Origin of the sequence: Diaphorobacter nitroreducens (genome assembly GCF_002214645.1) — a bacterium.
Taxonomy (GTDB): Bacteria; Pseudomonadota; Gammaproteobacteria; order Burkholderiales; family Burkholderiaceae_C; genus Diaphorobacter; species Diaphorobacter nitroreducens.
In genome coordinates this window covers 3,083,288-3,098,345 of record NZ_CP016278.1, presented here as the reverse complement: position 1 = coordinate 3,098,345, position 15,058 = coordinate 3,083,288, and the positions used below count along the sequence as shown (strand labels likewise).

Annotated in this window: 14 protein-coding genes; 12 read left to right on the top strand and 2 right to left on the bottom strand. The window is 69.0% G+C overall.

Annotated features, from left to right (window positions below):
* Window positions 1-85 precede the first annotated feature (85 nt).
* Both BA022_RS14585 and BA022_RS14580 read right to left on the bottom strand, forming a co-directional pair.
* Window positions 86-1,246: an acyl-CoA dehydrogenase family protein gene (locus BA022_RS14585; RefSeq protein WP_005799452.1), complete on the bottom strand. Its 1,161-nt coding sequence runs from the start codon at window positions 1,244-1,246 to the stop codon at window positions 86-88.
* A gap of 71 nt (window positions 1,247-1,317) precedes the next feature.
* On the bottom strand, window positions 1,318-2,223 hold the full coding sequence (locus BA022_RS14580; protein ID WP_088887931.1) for an HTD2 family dehydratase: 906 nt from the start codon (window positions 2,221-2,223) through the stop codon (window positions 1,318-1,320).
* 193 nt (window positions 2,224-2,416) lie between these two features.
* Between BA022_RS14580 and BA022_RS14575 the strand changes: the two genes are divergently transcribed.
* The 12 genes from BA022_RS14575 to BA022_RS14520 all read left to right on the top strand — a co-directional run bounded on the left by BA022_RS14575 (window position 2,417) and on the right by BA022_RS14520 (window position 15,049).
* Window positions 2,417-3,334: an SDR family NAD(P)-dependent oxidoreductase gene (locus tag BA022_RS14575; protein ID WP_088887930.1), complete on the top strand. Its 918-nt coding sequence runs from the start codon at window positions 2,417-2,419 to the stop codon at window positions 3,332-3,334.
* Between the two features lie 189 nt (window positions 3,335-3,523).
* A complete protein-coding gene (locus BA022_RS14570) occupies window positions 3,524-4,417 on the top strand; it encodes a MaoC family dehydratase (protein ID WP_088887929.1) in 894 nt (297 codons plus the stop codon).
* Window positions 4,418-4,495: 78 nt separating this feature from the next.
* Window positions 4,496-5,290 carry an enoyl-CoA hydratase/isomerase family protein gene (locus tag BA022_RS14565; RefSeq protein ID WP_088887928.1) on the top strand — a complete coding sequence of 265 codons (795 nt, stop codon included), beginning with the start codon at window positions 4,496-4,498 and terminating at the stop codon, window positions 5,288-5,290.
* Window positions 5,291-5,461: 171 nt separating this feature from the next.
* Entirely contained in the window at window positions 5,462-6,742 is a 1,281-nt protein-coding gene (locus BA022_RS14560) for an acetyl-CoA hydrolase/transferase family protein (protein ID WP_088888633.1), read from the top strand.
* A 66-nt stretch (window positions 6,743-6,808) separates the two neighbouring features.
* Window positions 6,809-8,017: an acetyl-CoA C-acetyltransferase gene (locus BA022_RS14555; protein ID WP_011803593.1), complete on the top strand. Its 1,209-nt coding sequence runs from the start codon at window positions 6,809-6,811 to the stop codon at window positions 8,015-8,017.
* A 259-nt stretch (window positions 8,018-8,276) separates the two neighbouring features.
* The gene (locus tag BA022_RS14550; RefSeq protein WP_088887927.1) at window positions 8,277-9,251 is read left to right on the top strand and encodes a Bug family tripartite tricarboxylate transporter substrate binding protein; all 975 of its coding nucleotides are present in this window, start codon (window positions 8,277-8,279) and stop codon (window positions 9,249-9,251) included.
* Between the two features lies 1 nt (window position 9,252).
* On the top strand, window positions 9,253-10,767 hold the full coding sequence (locus BA022_RS14545; protein ID WP_088887926.1) for a class I adenylate-forming enzyme family protein: 1,515 nt from the start codon (window positions 9,253-9,255) through the stop codon (window positions 10,765-10,767).
* A gap of 17 nt (window positions 10,768-10,784) precedes the next feature.
* Window positions 10,785-11,762 carry a tripartite tricarboxylate transporter substrate binding protein gene (locus BA022_RS14540; RefSeq protein ID WP_011803596.1) on the top strand — a complete coding sequence of 326 codons (978 nt, stop codon included), beginning with the start codon at window positions 10,785-10,787 and terminating at the stop codon, window positions 11,760-11,762.
* Window positions 11,763-11,857: 95 nt separating this feature from the next.
* Window positions 11,858-12,241, top strand: a complete 384-nt coding sequence (locus BA022_RS14535; protein ID WP_088887925.1) for a Zn-ribbon domain-containing OB-fold protein — start codon at window positions 11,858-11,860, stop codon at window positions 12,239-12,241.
* Window positions 12,238-13,446, top strand: coding sequence for a thiolase (locus BA022_RS14530; protein ID WP_047350168.1), 1,209 nt, complete (start codon window positions 12,238-12,240; stop codon window positions 13,444-13,446). The genes BA022_RS14535 and BA022_RS14530 overlap by 4 nt, the downstream gene beginning before the upstream one ends.
* Before the next feature lie 26 nt (window positions 13,447-13,472).
* On the top strand, window positions 13,473-14,630 hold the full coding sequence (locus tag BA022_RS14525) for an acyl-CoA dehydrogenase family protein (RefSeq protein ID WP_088887924.1): 1,158 nt from the start codon (window positions 13,473-13,475) through the stop codon (window positions 14,628-14,630).
* Window positions 14,627-15,049: a PaaI family thioesterase gene (locus BA022_RS14520; protein ID WP_088887923.1), complete on the top strand. Its 423-nt coding sequence runs from the start codon at window positions 14,627-14,629 to the stop codon at window positions 15,047-15,049. Before BA022_RS14525 ends, BA022_RS14520 begins: the two co-directional genes overlap by 4 nt.
* Window positions 15,050-15,058: the final 9 nt, after the last annotated feature.

Genomic DNA, 15,058 nt, shown 5'->3' with positions numbered 1-15,058 from the left:
CCCCGCCGCGCTGGCGTCGTCCCCCTTCCCGCGCGAAGCGCGAGAGAAGGGGGAAGCGGCGCAGCCGCTCAGGGGGTTGTTCATCTCAGAACGAACGGGGCAAGCCCAGGATGTGCTCGGCCACGTAGCTGTAGATCATGTTGGTCGAAATCGGCGCCACCTGGTACAGGCGGGTTTCGCGGAATTTGCGCTCGATGTCGTATTCGCACGCGAAGCCAAAGCCGCCGTGGGTCTGCAGGCAGACGTTGGCCGCTTCCCAGCTGGCCTTGGCCGCCAGGTACTTGGCCATGTTGGCCTCGGCGCCCGCGTTCTGGTGGGCGTCGATCTTCTCGCAGGCCTTCCAGCGCATCAGGTTGGCGGCTTCCAGCTCGATGAAAGCGTCAGCAATCGGGAACTGCACGCCCTGGTTCTGGCCGATGGGGCGGTTGAACACCACGCGCTCCTTGGCGTATTTGCTGGCCCGGTCGATGAACCAGTAACCATCGCCAATGCACTCGGCGGCGATCAGCGTGCGCTCGGCGTTCAGGCCGTCCAGCAGGGTCTTGAAGCCCTTGCCTTCTTCGCCCAGCAGCGCGTCCTCGGGGATCTCGAGGTTGTCGAAGAACAGTTCGTTGGTCTCGTGGTTGACCATGTTCAGGATGGGGCGCACGGTGAGGCCGTTGCCAATCGCCTGGTGCAGGTCGATCAGGAAGCACGACAGGCCGTCGGAGCGCTTTTTCACCTGATCGGCCGGCGTGGTGCGCGCCAGCAAAATCATCAAATCGCTGTGCTGGATGCGCGAGATCCAGACCTTCTGGCCGTTGATGACCCAGCGGCCGTCCTTCCTGACGGCGCTGGTCTTGAGCTTGGTGGTGTCGCTGCCCGTGGTGGGCTCGGTCACGCCCATGGACTGGATGCGCAGCTCGCCCGAGGCAATCTTGGGCAGGTATTTCTGCTTCTGGGCTTCGCTGCCGCTGCGCACGATGGCGTTCATCACGTACATCTGGCCGTGGCAGGCGCCGGAGTTGCCGCCGCTGCGGTTGATCTCTTCCATGATGACCGAGGCCTCGGCCATGGTCAGGCCCGAGCCGCCGTACTCCTGCGGAATCAGTGCGGCCATCCAGCCGGCCTGGGTCAGGGCATCGACAAAGGCCTCGGGGTAGGCGCGGGCCTCATCGACCTTGCGGAAGTATTCGTCAGGGTACTGGGCACACAGAGCGCGCACGGCGTCGCGGATTTCCTGGTACTGGTCGGGCTGGTGGATCATGGTGGTTTTCAAGTGTTTTTAGTCTCTGGCGCTGATGCAGCAAGCGCCAGCAGCTATGGATTTGGTAGTGTTCAGGCCAGCGTGGCGGTGCCCTGCATGGTCAGCCAGCCCTCGTGGTCCTGGGCCCACAGCTCCACGGTCTTGCCGTCGCTGGAGGGCTTGCCGTGCACGCTGAACGGGTGCAGGTCAAAGGTGGGGCGCACGGCGCGGAAGTCGAACGTGAGCACCTGCGCGCCGGGCAGGCTGCGGCGCAGCAGGTCCAGCAGCAGCGTGGCGATCAGCGGGCCGTGCACGATCAGGCCGGGGTAGCCCTCGACCTCGGTCACGTACTTGCGGTCGTAATGGATGCGGTGGCCGTTGAAGGTGAGCGCGGAGTAGCGAAACAGCAGCACGTCGTCGGGCACGATGGTGCGCGACCAGGCGGCCTGGCCCTCCAGCGGCGGCTTTTGTGGCGTGGGGGCCGGGTCGCCGGGTTGGGCGGCAGAGCGGTAGACGATGTCGTGCTCCTCGGTCAGCGCCAGGCCCTGCGCGTTGCGGTACTGGTGCTCCACCAGCACGAAGAGCAACTCGCCCGAGCGCCCGGCCTTGTGCTTGACGGACTGGATGGTGGAGGTGCGCTGCACCTGCTGGCCCACCTGCAGCGGGTTGGCACCATCTCCCTGCATTTCCCAGCGCAGGCGCCCCCCTGCCCACATGCGGCGCGGCAGCGGCACGGGCGGCAGAAAGCCCCCGCGCTTGGGGTGCCCGTCCGGGCCGATCTCGCTCTGGCGCGCATGCGGCAGGAAGTACAGCCAGTGCCACAGCGGCGGCACGGTGGTGCCGGGGGCCGGCGCGGGGTCGTCGCGGTCCAGCGTGGCCGACAGCGCCGCGATGGGCGTGGCCGTGAGGGTGTCGCTCAGGGTTTCGCTTTGGCCCTGCCAGGTCTGCAGGTGCGCGAGCTGGGCGGTGTCGATGGTGGGTTCGGTCATGGTCGCCATCGTGCGGTCTGGCCGACACCCGCGCAATCCGCGTTTGTGAAAGCGCCTCTTCGGCGCCCATGAAGCCCCCGGGGTCTTCGCGCCGCTTTCATGGGGCCGAAGCCCGCCCTTGCGATTGCCGAATAGCGCAGGCGGCCCTTTGCCGTCATGCTCGCAGCCATTGATTTCCTATCGCAAACAAAGGACGACAGACATGGCGCAGAAGATGGTGCAGGACAAGGTGGTGGTGGTAACGGGGGCTGGCGGCGGCATAGGGCGCGACATGGCGCTGGCGCTGGCCGCCGCCGGGGCCAAGGTGGTGGTGAACGACATCGGCACCTCCACCACGGGCGAAGGCACCGACGCCGGCCCCGCGCAGAAAGTGGTCGAGGAGATCAAGGCCGCCGGCGGCCAGGCCGTGGCCAACATGGACAGCGTGGCCGAGGCCGCCGCGGCGGGCCGCATCATCCAGTGCGCGCTGGACCACTTCGGCCGTATCGACGGCGTGGTCAACAACGCGGGCATCCTGCGCGACCGGTTCTTCCACAAGATGAGCCTGGACGAGTGGGACGCCGTGCTCAAGGTGCACCTGTACGGCAGTTACTACATGAGCCGCGCGGCCGCCAACCATTTCAAGGAGCAGGAGAGCGGCGCCTTCGTGCACATGACCTCCACCTCGGGCCTGATCGGCAACTTCGGCCAGGCCAACTACAGCGCGGCCAAGCTGGGGCTGGTGGCGCTGTCCAAGTCCATCGCGCTGGACATGCAGAAGTTCCATGTGCGCTCCAACTGCATCGCGCCCTTCGCGTGGAGCCGCATGATCGGCTCGATCCCCACCGACACGCCCGAGCAGCAGGCGCGCGTGGCCAAGATCCAGCAGATGACGCCCAACAAGATCGCCCCGCTGGCCGTGTACCTGCTGTCGGACCAAGCCAAGGACGTGAACGCCCAGGTCTTCGCCGTGCGCAACAATGAAATTTTCCTGATGAGCCAGCCGCGCCCCCTGCGCTCGGTGCACCGCAGCGAAGGCTGGACGCCCGAGTTCATCGCCGAGCACGGCATGCCCGCGCTCAAGAGCTCGTTCGTGCCCATGGAGCGCTCGGGCGACGTGTTCTCCTGGGATCCGGTGTGACGGAGACAACCCCCTGAGGCGCTGCGCGCCTTCCCCCTTCTCTCGCAGCGCTGCGCGCTGCGGGAAGGGGGACGCCACCAGCGCGGCGGGGCGGCGCGGCCAGCCCAGGCCCTTGCGCGGTGGCCGCTGGCCTGGGGACGCGCCAGTTGCATGGCGCGCTGGCAATACACAACCTTATGGACAACTGAGATGGCCATTGACTATCACCACCTGAAGGCGCGCGATTTTGGCGTGATCCGCCAGACGTACACCGAGCGCGACACCATGCTCTACGCGCTCAGCCTCGGGCTGGGCAACGATCCGCTGAACGCCAGCGCGCTGCCCTTCGTCTACGAGGGGCTGGAAGGCGGCCTGCGCGCTCTGCCGTCGCAGGCCGTGGTGCTGGGCTACCCGGGCTTCTGGGCGCGCGAGCCGGACACGGGCATCGACTGGGTCAAGCTCCTGCACGGCGAGCAGCGCATGCGCCTGCACCGCCCGCTGCCCGCGAGCTGCGAGGTCGTGGGCCACAACCGCATCACGCACCTGACCGACAAGGGCGAGGGCAAGGGCGCCATCATGGTGACCGAGCGGCGCCTGGAAACCGCCGCCGGCGAGCTGCTGGCCACCGTGCAGCAGGTGACCTTTCTGCGCGGGGATGGCGGCTACAGCCAGCAGGGCGGCGGCCAGCCCAGCGACGCACCGCTGCCCGCGCTGCAGCCCACGCCGCAGGACCGCGCGCCCGACTTCACCGACACCCAGCCCACCCGCCCCGAGGCGGCGCTGCTCTACCGCTTGATGGGCGACTACAACCCGCTGCACGCCGACCCGGCCGTGGCCGCCAAGGCCGGCTTCGAGCGCCCCATCCTGCACGGGCTGGCCAGTTACGGCCTGGTGGCGCACGCGCTGCTGCGCCAGTGCTGCGCCGGCGATCCCGCGCGCCTCAAGGCGCTGGACATCCGCTTTGCCGCCCCCGTGTACCCAGGCGAGACGTTGGTGACCGAGATCTGGCGCGTGCCCGGCCAACCGACGCAGGTGCAGCTGCGCGCCCGTGTGCTCGAACGCGACAAGGTGGTGCTGAGCCACGGCTTCGCCGAACTGGCGTGAGCTATCAAAAAGTGAGCTGCCGGCGCTTCATAGGTAAGCGCTGGAGCTCGTTCTGAATCAAATACCCTGGAGCACGCCATGAGCGCATCCCCCGTGTTGACCGCCGTGCAGGACGGCATCGGCACCATCACCCTGAACCGCCCCGAGGCACGCAACGCGCTCAACCAGGCCATGCGCCCGGCCCTGGCCGCCGCCATCGCGCAGATGCGCGACGACGCGCAGGTGCACGCGGTCATCCTCACCGGCGCGGGCGGCGCGTTCTGCTCGGGCGGCGACATCTCGGCCATGCTGGACACCAGCCGCACCGGCCTGGCCTTTCGCAAGGGCATGCGCGAGCTGCACCAGTGGTTCCCCGAACTCGTGAACCTGGAAAAGCCCGTGATCGCCGCGGTGGACGGCCCGGCCTTCGGCGCGGGCCTGAGCCTGGCGCTGGCAGCCGACTTCGTGCTGGCCACGTGCCGCGCCAAGTTCTGCGCGGTGTTCGGCCGCATTGGGCTGATCCCCGACCTGGGCGCGATGCACCTGCTGCCGCGCATCGTGGGCCAGCAAAAGGCCAAGGAGCTGGTCTTCACCGCGCGCACCGTCGATGCCGAAGAGGCCAAGCAACTGGGCATGGTGTTCGACATTGTGGACGACGCCACCGCGTTGACCGAGGCCGCGTTGGCGCTGGCGCGGCGTTTTGGCGAGGCCTCCACCGCTGCCATCGGCATGGCCAAGACCATCATGAACCAGTCCTTCGAGAGCGACGCGCGCACCATCGCCGAGCTGGAGTCCTATGCGCAATCTGTGTGCCGTGGCTCCGACTACCACCAGGACGCGGTGCGACGCTTCAAGGACAAGCAGCCGCTGCGCTTCGACTGGGACAGGAAATGACACCCCCTTGTGTCGCCTGCGACGCCATCCCCCCAGGGGGAAGACGCCAGTGGCCGGGCAAAGCCCGCTCCACGGCGTCCGCTGGCATGGCCTGCTCCGCGGCCATCGGACCGGTGCCGACGCGCCAGTTTCATGGGTTGCGGGTGGCGCGCTGCGCCATGGATGCCTGATATGAGCGCATTGGCCGAACGCTTGCAGGCACTGATCCGCCCCGGCGACACGCTGTGGTGGGGCCAGGCCACGGCCGAGCCGCTGACGCTCACGCGCGCCGTGGTGCAGCAGCGCCACGCGCTGGCGCAGGGCGGGAGGCTGCGCGTGTTCGTGGGCATCGGCGCGTCGGACACGCTGCAGCCCGCGCAGGCCGACGCCATCGATTTCTTCGGCTATGCCGCAGGCGGGCCGCACCGCGCCCTGGCCCAGGCCGGCGTGCTGGACATCCTGCCCAGCCACTATTCCCATCTGCCGGGTCTGATCCGCGCGGGTGCGCTGCCGGCCGACGTGGTGCTGCTGCAGGTCTCACCGCCCGACGCGCAGGGCCGCTACAGCCTGGGGCTGGTGCAGGAATACCTGCCCGCCGCCATCGAGCGCGCGCGCGCAGTGATTGCCGAGGTGCACCCCGACGTGCCCTGGACGCACGGCGGCCTGCACCTGCAGGCCAGCGATTTCGCGCTGCTCATCGATGCCGAGCACCCGCCCCTGGACCAGAGCCGCAGCGCGCCCGGCCCGGTGGAGCAGGCCATTGCACGGCATGTGGCGGGGTGGGTGGAAGACGGCGCCACGCTGCAGCTGGGCATCGGCAACCTGCCCGAGGCCGTGCTGGCCGCGCTGCACGGCCACCGCGACCTGGGCCTACACAGCGGTGCAGTGGGCGACGGCATTGCCGCTCTGGCCGAAGCCGGCGTGCTCACCAACGCCAGGAAGAGCCTGGACACCGGCGTGGGCATTGGCGGCATCCTCATGGGTGGCGAGAGGCTGCGCCGCTGGGCGCACTGCAATCCACAGATCGTGCTGCGCGGCACCGACTACACGCACGACCCCGAGGTGCTGGCCGCCAGCCACAAGCTCACCGCCATCAACGCGGCCATCGAGGTAGACCTGACCGGCCAGATCAACGCCGAGGTGGCCGCCGGCTGCTACGTGGGCGCCGTGGGCGGCGCGGTGGACTTCCTGCGCGGCGCCGCCCGCAGCAAAGGCGGCCTGCCCATCGTGGCGCTGCCCGCCACCGCCAAGGGCAAGACGCGCATCGTGGCCCAGCTCTCGGGCCCGGTGAGCACGCCGCGCAGCGACGCGGGCCTGATCGTCACCGAGCATGGCGTGGCCGACCTGCGCGGGCAGACGCTGTCGCGCCGCGTGCGCCGGCTGATCGACATCGCCGCCCCCGAACACCGCGAGGACCTGGAGCGCCAGGCCCACGACACGCTGCGCCGCTGTGGCGCGGTATTTCAAATTTGATAGCTATTAGCGCATGTCAGATAAGCGCTAGCGGCCATTTTCATTCATATTTCAAGGAGCAACACCATGCGCAGAGCCGCCATCGTCACCCCCGTCCGCACCCCCGTTGGCACCTTTGGCGGCAGCCTGCGGCCCGTGCCCGTCGAGGAGCTGGCCGCCACCACGGTGCGCGCCGTGGTCGAGAGAAGTGGCATCGACCCCGCACGCATCGACGATGTGGTCATGGCCCAGTCGTACGCCAACAGCGAGGTGCCCTGCGTGGGCCGCTGGGCCGCGCTGCAGGCGGGCCTGCCGGTGTCGGTGCCCGGCATGCAGTTGGACCGGCGCTGCGGCGGCGGCCTGCAGGCCATCGTCACCGCGTCGATGATGGTGCAGAGCGGCGCCGCCGACGTGGTGATCGCCGGCGGCGTGGAGAGCATGAGCAACATCGAGTACTACAGCACCGACATGCGCTGGGGCGCGCGCTCGGGCAACGTGCGCTTCTACGACCGGCTGGACCGCGGGCGCGAGCGCTCGCAGCCGGTGGAGCGCTTCGGCAAGATTTCCGGAATGATCGAGACGGCGGAGAACCTGGCGCGCGACTATGGCATTACGCGTGAGGAGGCCGATGCCTTCGCGCTGCGCAGCCACCAGCGCGCGGCGGCCGCCTGGGAGGCGGGCCGCTTTGCCGACGAAATCGTTCCCGTGCAGGTGCCGCAGCGCAAGGGCGAGCCGGTCACGTTTGCCCGGGATGAGGGCTTTCGCGCCGACGTCACGCCCGAGAGCCTGGGCAAGCTGCGCGTGCTGATGCCGAACGGCACCGTGACCGCCGGCAATGCCAGCCAGCAAAACGATGCCAGCGCCGCCTGCCTGATCGTGGCCGAGGACAAGCTGGCCGAGCTGGGCCTCACGCCCATGGCCACGCTGGTGGGCTGGGCGGCCGCGGGCTGCGAGCCCTCGCACATGGGCATCGGCCCGGTGCCGGCCGTGAAGAAGCTGCTCGCGCGGCTGAACCTGCGCATCGACGACATGGATCTGGTGGAGCTCAACGAGGCCTTCGCCTGCCAGGTGCTGGCCGTGCTCAAGGGCTGGGAATGGCAGGACCAGGATGCCATCGCGCACAAGCTCAACGTCAACGGCTCGGGCATCTCGCTGGGCCACCCCATCGGCGCCACGGGCGTGCGCATCCTGGCGACGCTGCTGCACGAGCTGCAGCGCCGCAAGGGCCGCTACGGCCTGGAGACCATGTGCATCGGCGGTGGCCAGGGCATCGCCGCGGTGTTCGAGCGCGTCTGACGCGCGGCGCTTGCAGTGAGCGGCGGATCTGCGCCGCCGCAGATCGCCGTGTGTGACTGCGTGACCTGACGCCTTGCACGGCTGCGGTGCAAGGCGCGCGCCAGCGTGCGCGTTGTTGGCCAGGCCCTAAGGACACCTGAACCCCGGCTTTGGCAAAAGCAGATTCCCAGCGTGCGCACCGGGCCGCACCATTGCTGCCAACGCGCTGGCCCTCCGCCCCAGCGGTGCCCGCGTTACCTACAACATCAGGAGACACACCATGCCCGCTTCCCGTCGTCTCGCCACGGCCGCCCTGGCCCTGGCGCCTTTCGCCTTCGCTCTGCCCGCCGCCGCGCAGGACGGCCAGCCCGTGCGCCTCATCGTGGGCTATGCCGCGGGTGGCCCCGTGGACCAGGGGGCGCGCCTGTTCGCACCGGCGCTGTCCAAGGAACTGGGCATGCCCGTCATGGTGGAAAACAAGACCGGCGCCAACGCCACCATTGCCGGCAGCGAGGTCGTGCGCTCCAAGCCCGACGGCATGACGCTGTGGTTTGCGGCCAGCCCCACCATCACCATCAGCCCCAATGTGATGACCAAGATGCCGTTCGACCCGGCCAAGGACCTGACGCCTGTGGCGCCCATCCTGAGCTACTACAACGTGCTGGTGGTGAACAACAACGAGCCCTACAAGAGCGTGCGCGAGCTGGTGGCCACCGCCAAGTCCAATCCGGGCAAGCTGGCCTACGGCTCGGCCGGTGTGGGCGGCTCCAACCATCTGGGCGCGCTGCTGTTCGCCAAGCGCAGCGGCATCGAGATGAACCACATCCCCTACAAGGGCAACGCCCCGGCGATGACGGACGTGATCGGCGGCCAGCTCAACATGATGCTGGACATCATCAGCACCGCCAGCGCCTACATCCACAGCGGCAAGGTGCGCGCCGTTGCCGTCACCTCGCCGCAGCGCAATGCCTCGCTGCCGGACGTGCCCACGTTCGCCGAGTCGGGCATCGACGGCCTCAAGGGCTTCGACGTGGGTGGTTGGTACGGCGTCTATGGTCCCAAGGGCATGTCGCCCGAGCTGGTGGCCAAGCTCAACAAGGCCGTCAATGCCGCGTTGCAGCAGCCCGAGCTGAAGAAGCGCTACAAGGAACTGGGCTACGACGAGTGGACCGGCGCGCCGCAGAAGCTGGCCGAGCGCGGCGCCCAGGAGCGCGCCATGTGGGCCACGGTGACCCAGGGCATCACCGTGGATTGAGATGGCAGAGCGCATCCATCACCTGCTGGACCGCTGGCTGGCCGAGGCGCCCGCGCGGCCCTTCATTCATCTGCCGGACGGCCGCAGCCTGAGTTTTGCCGACCTGGGCGCGCTCACCGACACGGCCGAGGCCGAACTGCGGGCCCTGGATGTGCGCCCTGGCGACCGCGTGCTGGTGGTGGCCGAGAACTGCCCCGAGCATGCTGCGCTGATCCTGGCCTGCAGCCGCGTGGGCGCCTGGTCCTGCGGCGTGAACGCACGCATGGCACCGGCCGAGATCGACGCCTTCGTCGGCAAGGCCGATGCGCGCGTGGTGTTCTTCACGGCTGCGGCATCGCGCAGCGCCGCCGCGCATGCCCAGCGCTTCGCGGCGGTCGATTCCGCGCTGCCGGGCATGCAGCACGGCGCGGTTCTCCAGGACGCGCAGCCCGAGGCAGGTGCGCTGCGCGATACGGTCGCCTCGCTGATCTTCACCTCGGGCACCACGGGCCAGCCCAAGGGCGTGATGCTCACGCACGATGCGCTGATCCACTTTGCGCGCGTGTCGGGAGCATCGCGTGCGCTGGGTCCGCAGGACCGCAGCTACGCCTTTGTGCCCATGACCCACATCTTCGGTCTGGGCACGGTGCTGATCAGCTCGCTGCTGGCCGGTGCGCAGCTCGTGATGCGTCCGCAGTTCGATCCCGACGACCTGCTGGATGCGCTGGCCCACCATGGCGTGTCGCAGCTGCAGGGGCCGCCCGCGCTGTTCTCGCGCCTGCTGGCGCATCTGCAGGAGCGCGGCATCCAGCGGCCCGAGGCGCCAGCGCTGCGCTATCTCTACACCGGAGCGGGCCCGCTCGACCTGGCGCTGAAGCAGCGCGTGGAGGCCGCCTTCGGCCAGGCGCTGCACCACGGCTACGGCCTGTCGGAATACGCGGGTTCGGTGCACCTCACGCGCCTGGGCGAGCAGCGGCCCGACACCAGTGCCGGCTACGCCGTGGCCGAGGCCGAGGTGCGTGTGACCGACCCGGCCACGGGCGAGCCGCTGCCGCTGGGCGAGCGCGGTGAGCTGTGGATCCGCGGCCGGGGGCTGATGCCCGGCTACTTCCGCGACCCCGCGGCCACGGCCGCGGTGATGCGCGAGGGCGGCTGGTACGCCAGCGGCGACCTGGGCGAGATGCATGCCGACGGCGCGCTGTTCGTCGTGGGGCGCCTGAAGGAAATGATCATCCGCTCGGGCTTCAACGTCTACCCGGCCGAGGTGGAGACCGCGCTCAACACCCACCCCAGCGTGCAGCGCTCGGCCGTGGTGGGCCGCACCGTGGAGGACGGCAACGAGGAGATCGTGGCCTTTGTGGAGTTGCGCTCCGGCGCCGCGCTGGATGCCGATGCCATGCAGTCCCATTTGCGCGAGCTGCTCGCGCCCTACAAGCGCCCGTCCCACATCGTCGCTCTGAGCGAGCTGCCCACCAATACCAACGGCAAGGTGCTCAAGCGCACCTTGAAAGACCAGGCCTTGCGCCTGACCACCTGAACGATAGGAGACACACCATGCATTCCACCCCCTCCCGCCGCAGCTTCATCGCCGGCAGCCTGCTTGCCGCCGCCCATCCGCTGGCGGCGCTCGCGGCCGACCCCTGGCCCAGCAAGCCCGTGCGCTTCATCGTGCCGTTCCCGCCCGGCGGCCCGGTGGACACCACCGCCCGCGTCTTCAGTCACAGGCTGTCCGAGATCTGGAAGACGCCCACCGTCATCGACAACCGCGCCGGCGCGGGCGGCGTGGTGGGCGCCACGGCCGCCGCCAAGGAGGCACCCGACGGTTACGGCCTCTTCGTGGGCGCCATCCACCACTCGGTCAACCCCTCGTTGATGGGCAAGCTGCCCTACGACATCGAGAAGGACTTCGCGCCCATCAGCTTCGCGGCCATGTTCCCCGTGTTCATCGTGGCGCACCCCTCGGTACCGGCCAACACCATCCAGGAGCTGATCGCGCTGGCCAAGAAGGGCACACCGCTGGCCTATGGCTCGTCGGGCAACGGGGGCGGCACGCACCTGGCGGGCGAGCTGTTCAACATGGAGGCGGGGACCAAGCTGCAGCACATTCCCTACAAGGGCAGCGCACCCGCGATGAACGACCTGCTGGGCGGCCAGGTGCAGCTCATGTTCAGCGACGCACCCACGGCGCTGCAGCACATCAAGAGCGGCCGCGTGAAGGTGCTGGGCGTGGCCAGCCGCCAGCGCTCGGCCATGCTGCCCGACGTGCCCACGGGCGTGGAATCGGGTCTGCCGGGCTATGAGGCGTATTCGTGGGCCGCGCTGTTCGCGCCCGCCAAGACGCCCCAGGCCGTGCTGGACAAGATCAACGCCGACTTCAACACCGCGATGAAAGACCCCGCCGTGCGCCAGCGCCTGCTGGACGCCGGCGCCGAGGCCGATCCCGGCACGCAGGAGCAGATGCGCCAGCGCCTGCGCGGCGAGCTGGACAAGTGGGCCAAGGTGATCAAGACGGCGGGGATCACGCCGGGTTGATGCCGCGGCGAAGACGCCCTTTCAGATTGTCGAATTGAAGTGATGCGGTGGCCGGGGCATGCTGTGCCTCGTACTCCGAAGACTCGAAGAATCCCATGCACCTGAGCGCACAGACCCACTACCAGGCCGAGCTGGATGCCGGCCGCTTTTGCCTGCAGCACTGTCCGCAGTGCAAGAACCACGTATTCACGCCGCGCGAGCTGTGCCCGCACTGTGGCGCCAGCCCGCTGCGCTGGGTGCGCGCCAGCGGCCTGGGCACCGTGTATTCCACCACCACCATCGCACGCAAGGCGGACGCGGGGGGCAACTACAACGTCGCGCTGATCGATCTGGAGGAAGGCGTGCGCATGATGAGCCGCGTGGAGGGGGTGGCGCCCGAAGACGTGCGCATCGGCCAGCGGGTGCAGGCCCGCGTGGCGCAGAAGGACGGGCGTGGCCTGGTGCTGTTCCAGCCCGCAGCGCAAGGGGGTGCCGCATGAGCCGCGTTCCGCAATCCCCCCTGGACGCCGCCGCCGTGAACCGGCCGCTGCGCGGCCGCGCAGCCATCGTCGGCGCCGCCACCTACGGCTGCGGCGAGGCGCCCGGCATGGACGACATGACGCTGCTGGTGCGTGCAGCACACGCGGCCGTGGCCGACGCGGGGCTGACCATGCAGGACATCGACGGCCTGGCCACCTGCAGTGTGAACGCCAGCATGTGGACCATGCCGGTGATCGAACACCTCGGTATCAACCCGACCTATGTGGACGGCACGATGATCGGTGGCTCCAGCTTCATCGCCCACCTGCTGCCCGCCATCCGCGCGCTGGAGGCCGGGCAGTGCAAGGCCGTACTGGTGTGCTACGGCAGCGCGCAGCGCTCGGCCACCTTCGGGCGCAAGGAAAGCGTGGCCGCACGCCGCTTCCTGGACCCGCAGCCGTACGAATTCCCGTATGAGCCGGTGCTGCCCGTGTCCGCCTATGCGCTGGCCGCCGCGCGCCACATGCACGAATTCGGCACCACGCGCGAACAACTGGCCGAGGTGGCCGTGGCCGCACGCGCCTGGGCGCAGCAGAACCCCGAGGCGTTCATGCGCGACCCGCTCACCATCGAGGATGTGCTGGCGGCCCGGCCGATCGCCAGCCCGCTCACCGTGCGCGACTGCTGCCTGGTGACGGACGGTGGCGGCGCCCTGGTACTCACCCGCGCCGAGCGCGCGCGCGACCTGCCCAACCCGCCCGTCTATGTGCTGGGCAATGCCACCGCGATCTGGAACCGCCAGATCTCCTGCATGCCCGACCTGACGACCACCGCGGCAGCGCAGTCGGGCGCCCAGGCCTTCGCGATGGCGGGTTTGCAGGCCAAAGACATGGACATGGCCCAGGTCTACGACGCCTTCACCATCAACACCCTCCTGTTCCTGGAAGACCTGGGCTTCTGCGCCAAGGGCGAGGGCGGCGCCTTCGTGCAGAACGGCGGCATCGCGCCCGGCGGGCGCCTGGCCGTGAACACCAACGGCGGCGGCCTGTCGTGCGTGCACCCGGGCATGTACGGCATCTTTGCGCTGATCGAGGCCGTGCGCCAGCTGCGTGGCGAGGCCGGCGCGCGCCAGCTATCGCGTCATGACACCGCCGTGGTGCATGGCAACGGCGGCACGCTGTCCAGCCAGTCCACCGCCGTGCTCGGCACCGCCGACACCCTCTGAGCCCGCATACCGAAGAAAGAACCCTCATGATCCGCGACCCAGACATCCTGGAAGCCCTGCTCGATAGCGTGCGCCGCTTTGTGCGAGAACGCCTGGTGCCGGCCGAGAACGAAGTGGCCGAGATCGATGAAATTCCCGAGTCCATCGTGCAGGAGATGCGCGAGCTGGGCCTGTTCGGCATGACTATTCCCGAGAAGTTCGGCGGCCTGGAGCTGACGATGGAGGAGGAGTGCCGCGTACTGTTCGAGCTGTGCCAGACGGCGCCGGCCTTCCGCTCGATCATCGGCACCACCGTGGGCATCGGCTCGCAGGGCATCCTGATGGATGGCACGCCCGAGCAGCAGGCCCAGTGGCTGCCCAAGCTGGCCACCGGCGAGGTCATCGCCTCGTTCGCGCTGACCGAACCCGAGGCGGGATCGGACGCCGCATCGCTGCGCACCACGGCCATCAAGGACGGCGACCACTACATCGTCAACGGCACCAAGCGCTACATCACCAATGCGCCGCACGCCGGCATGTTCACGCTGATGGCACGCACCAACCCGGCCGACAAGGGCGCGGGCGGCGTGTCCTCGTTCATCGTGGACGCCAAGACGCCCGGCATCAGCTTTGGCAAGTACGACAAAAAGATGGGCCAGCGCGGCGCCCACACCTGCGACGTGATCTTCGACAACGTCAAGGTGCCGGCGGCCAACCTCATCGGCCTGCAGGAGGGCCGCGGCTTCAAGACCGCCATGAAGGTGCTGGAAAAAGGCCGCATCCACATCGCCGCGGTGGCGGTGGGCGTGGCCCAGCGCATCCTGCGCGACGCCCTCGCATATGCCCTGGAGCGCAAGCAGTTCGGTCAGCCCATCTGCGACTTCCAGCTGGTGCAGGCCATGTTGGCCGACAGCCAGGCCGAGCTGTACGCCGCCGAGTGCATGACCATTGACGCCGCGCGCCGCCGCGACGACGGGCACAACGTCTCCACCGAGGCCTCGTGCGCCAAGATGTTTGCCAGCGAGATGTGCGGCCGCGTGGCCGACCGCGCGGTGCAGATCCTGGGCGGCGCAGGCTACATGGCCGAGTACGGCATCGAGCGCTTTTACCGCGACGTGCGCCTGTTCCGCTTGTACGAGGGCACGACGCAGATCCAGCAGATCATCATCGCGCGCAACATGGTGCGCGAGGCGCGCGCCGCATGAGCGGGGTGCCGCCGCTGGTGGACCGCAGCGCCTTCATGCGCCTGATCGGCGCCGCGCAGGTGCCGGCGCCGCCGGGCAAGGTGCAGGTGCGCCTGCCGCACCTGCGCAAGGAACTGCTCAACCAGTTACCCGCTGCGCATGGCGGCGTGGTCATGGCGCTGCTGGATTCCGTGATGTCGCGCGCCGCAGGCGAGCTGCCCGAGGCGCCCTCGCAGACCGCGGTGACGGTGGAGATGAGCAGCCGCTTTCACCGCCCGGGGCGCGGCGCGCTGCTGGCCGAAGGCTGGGTGGTGCATGCCACGCGCAGCCTGTGCAGTTGCGCGGGCCAACTGCTGGACGAGGACGGCCGGCTCGTAGCCACCGCACACGGCACCTTCAAGTACTGGCTTGCGCCGACCACGCTTGATTCAAAAAAGTGAGCTGCTAGC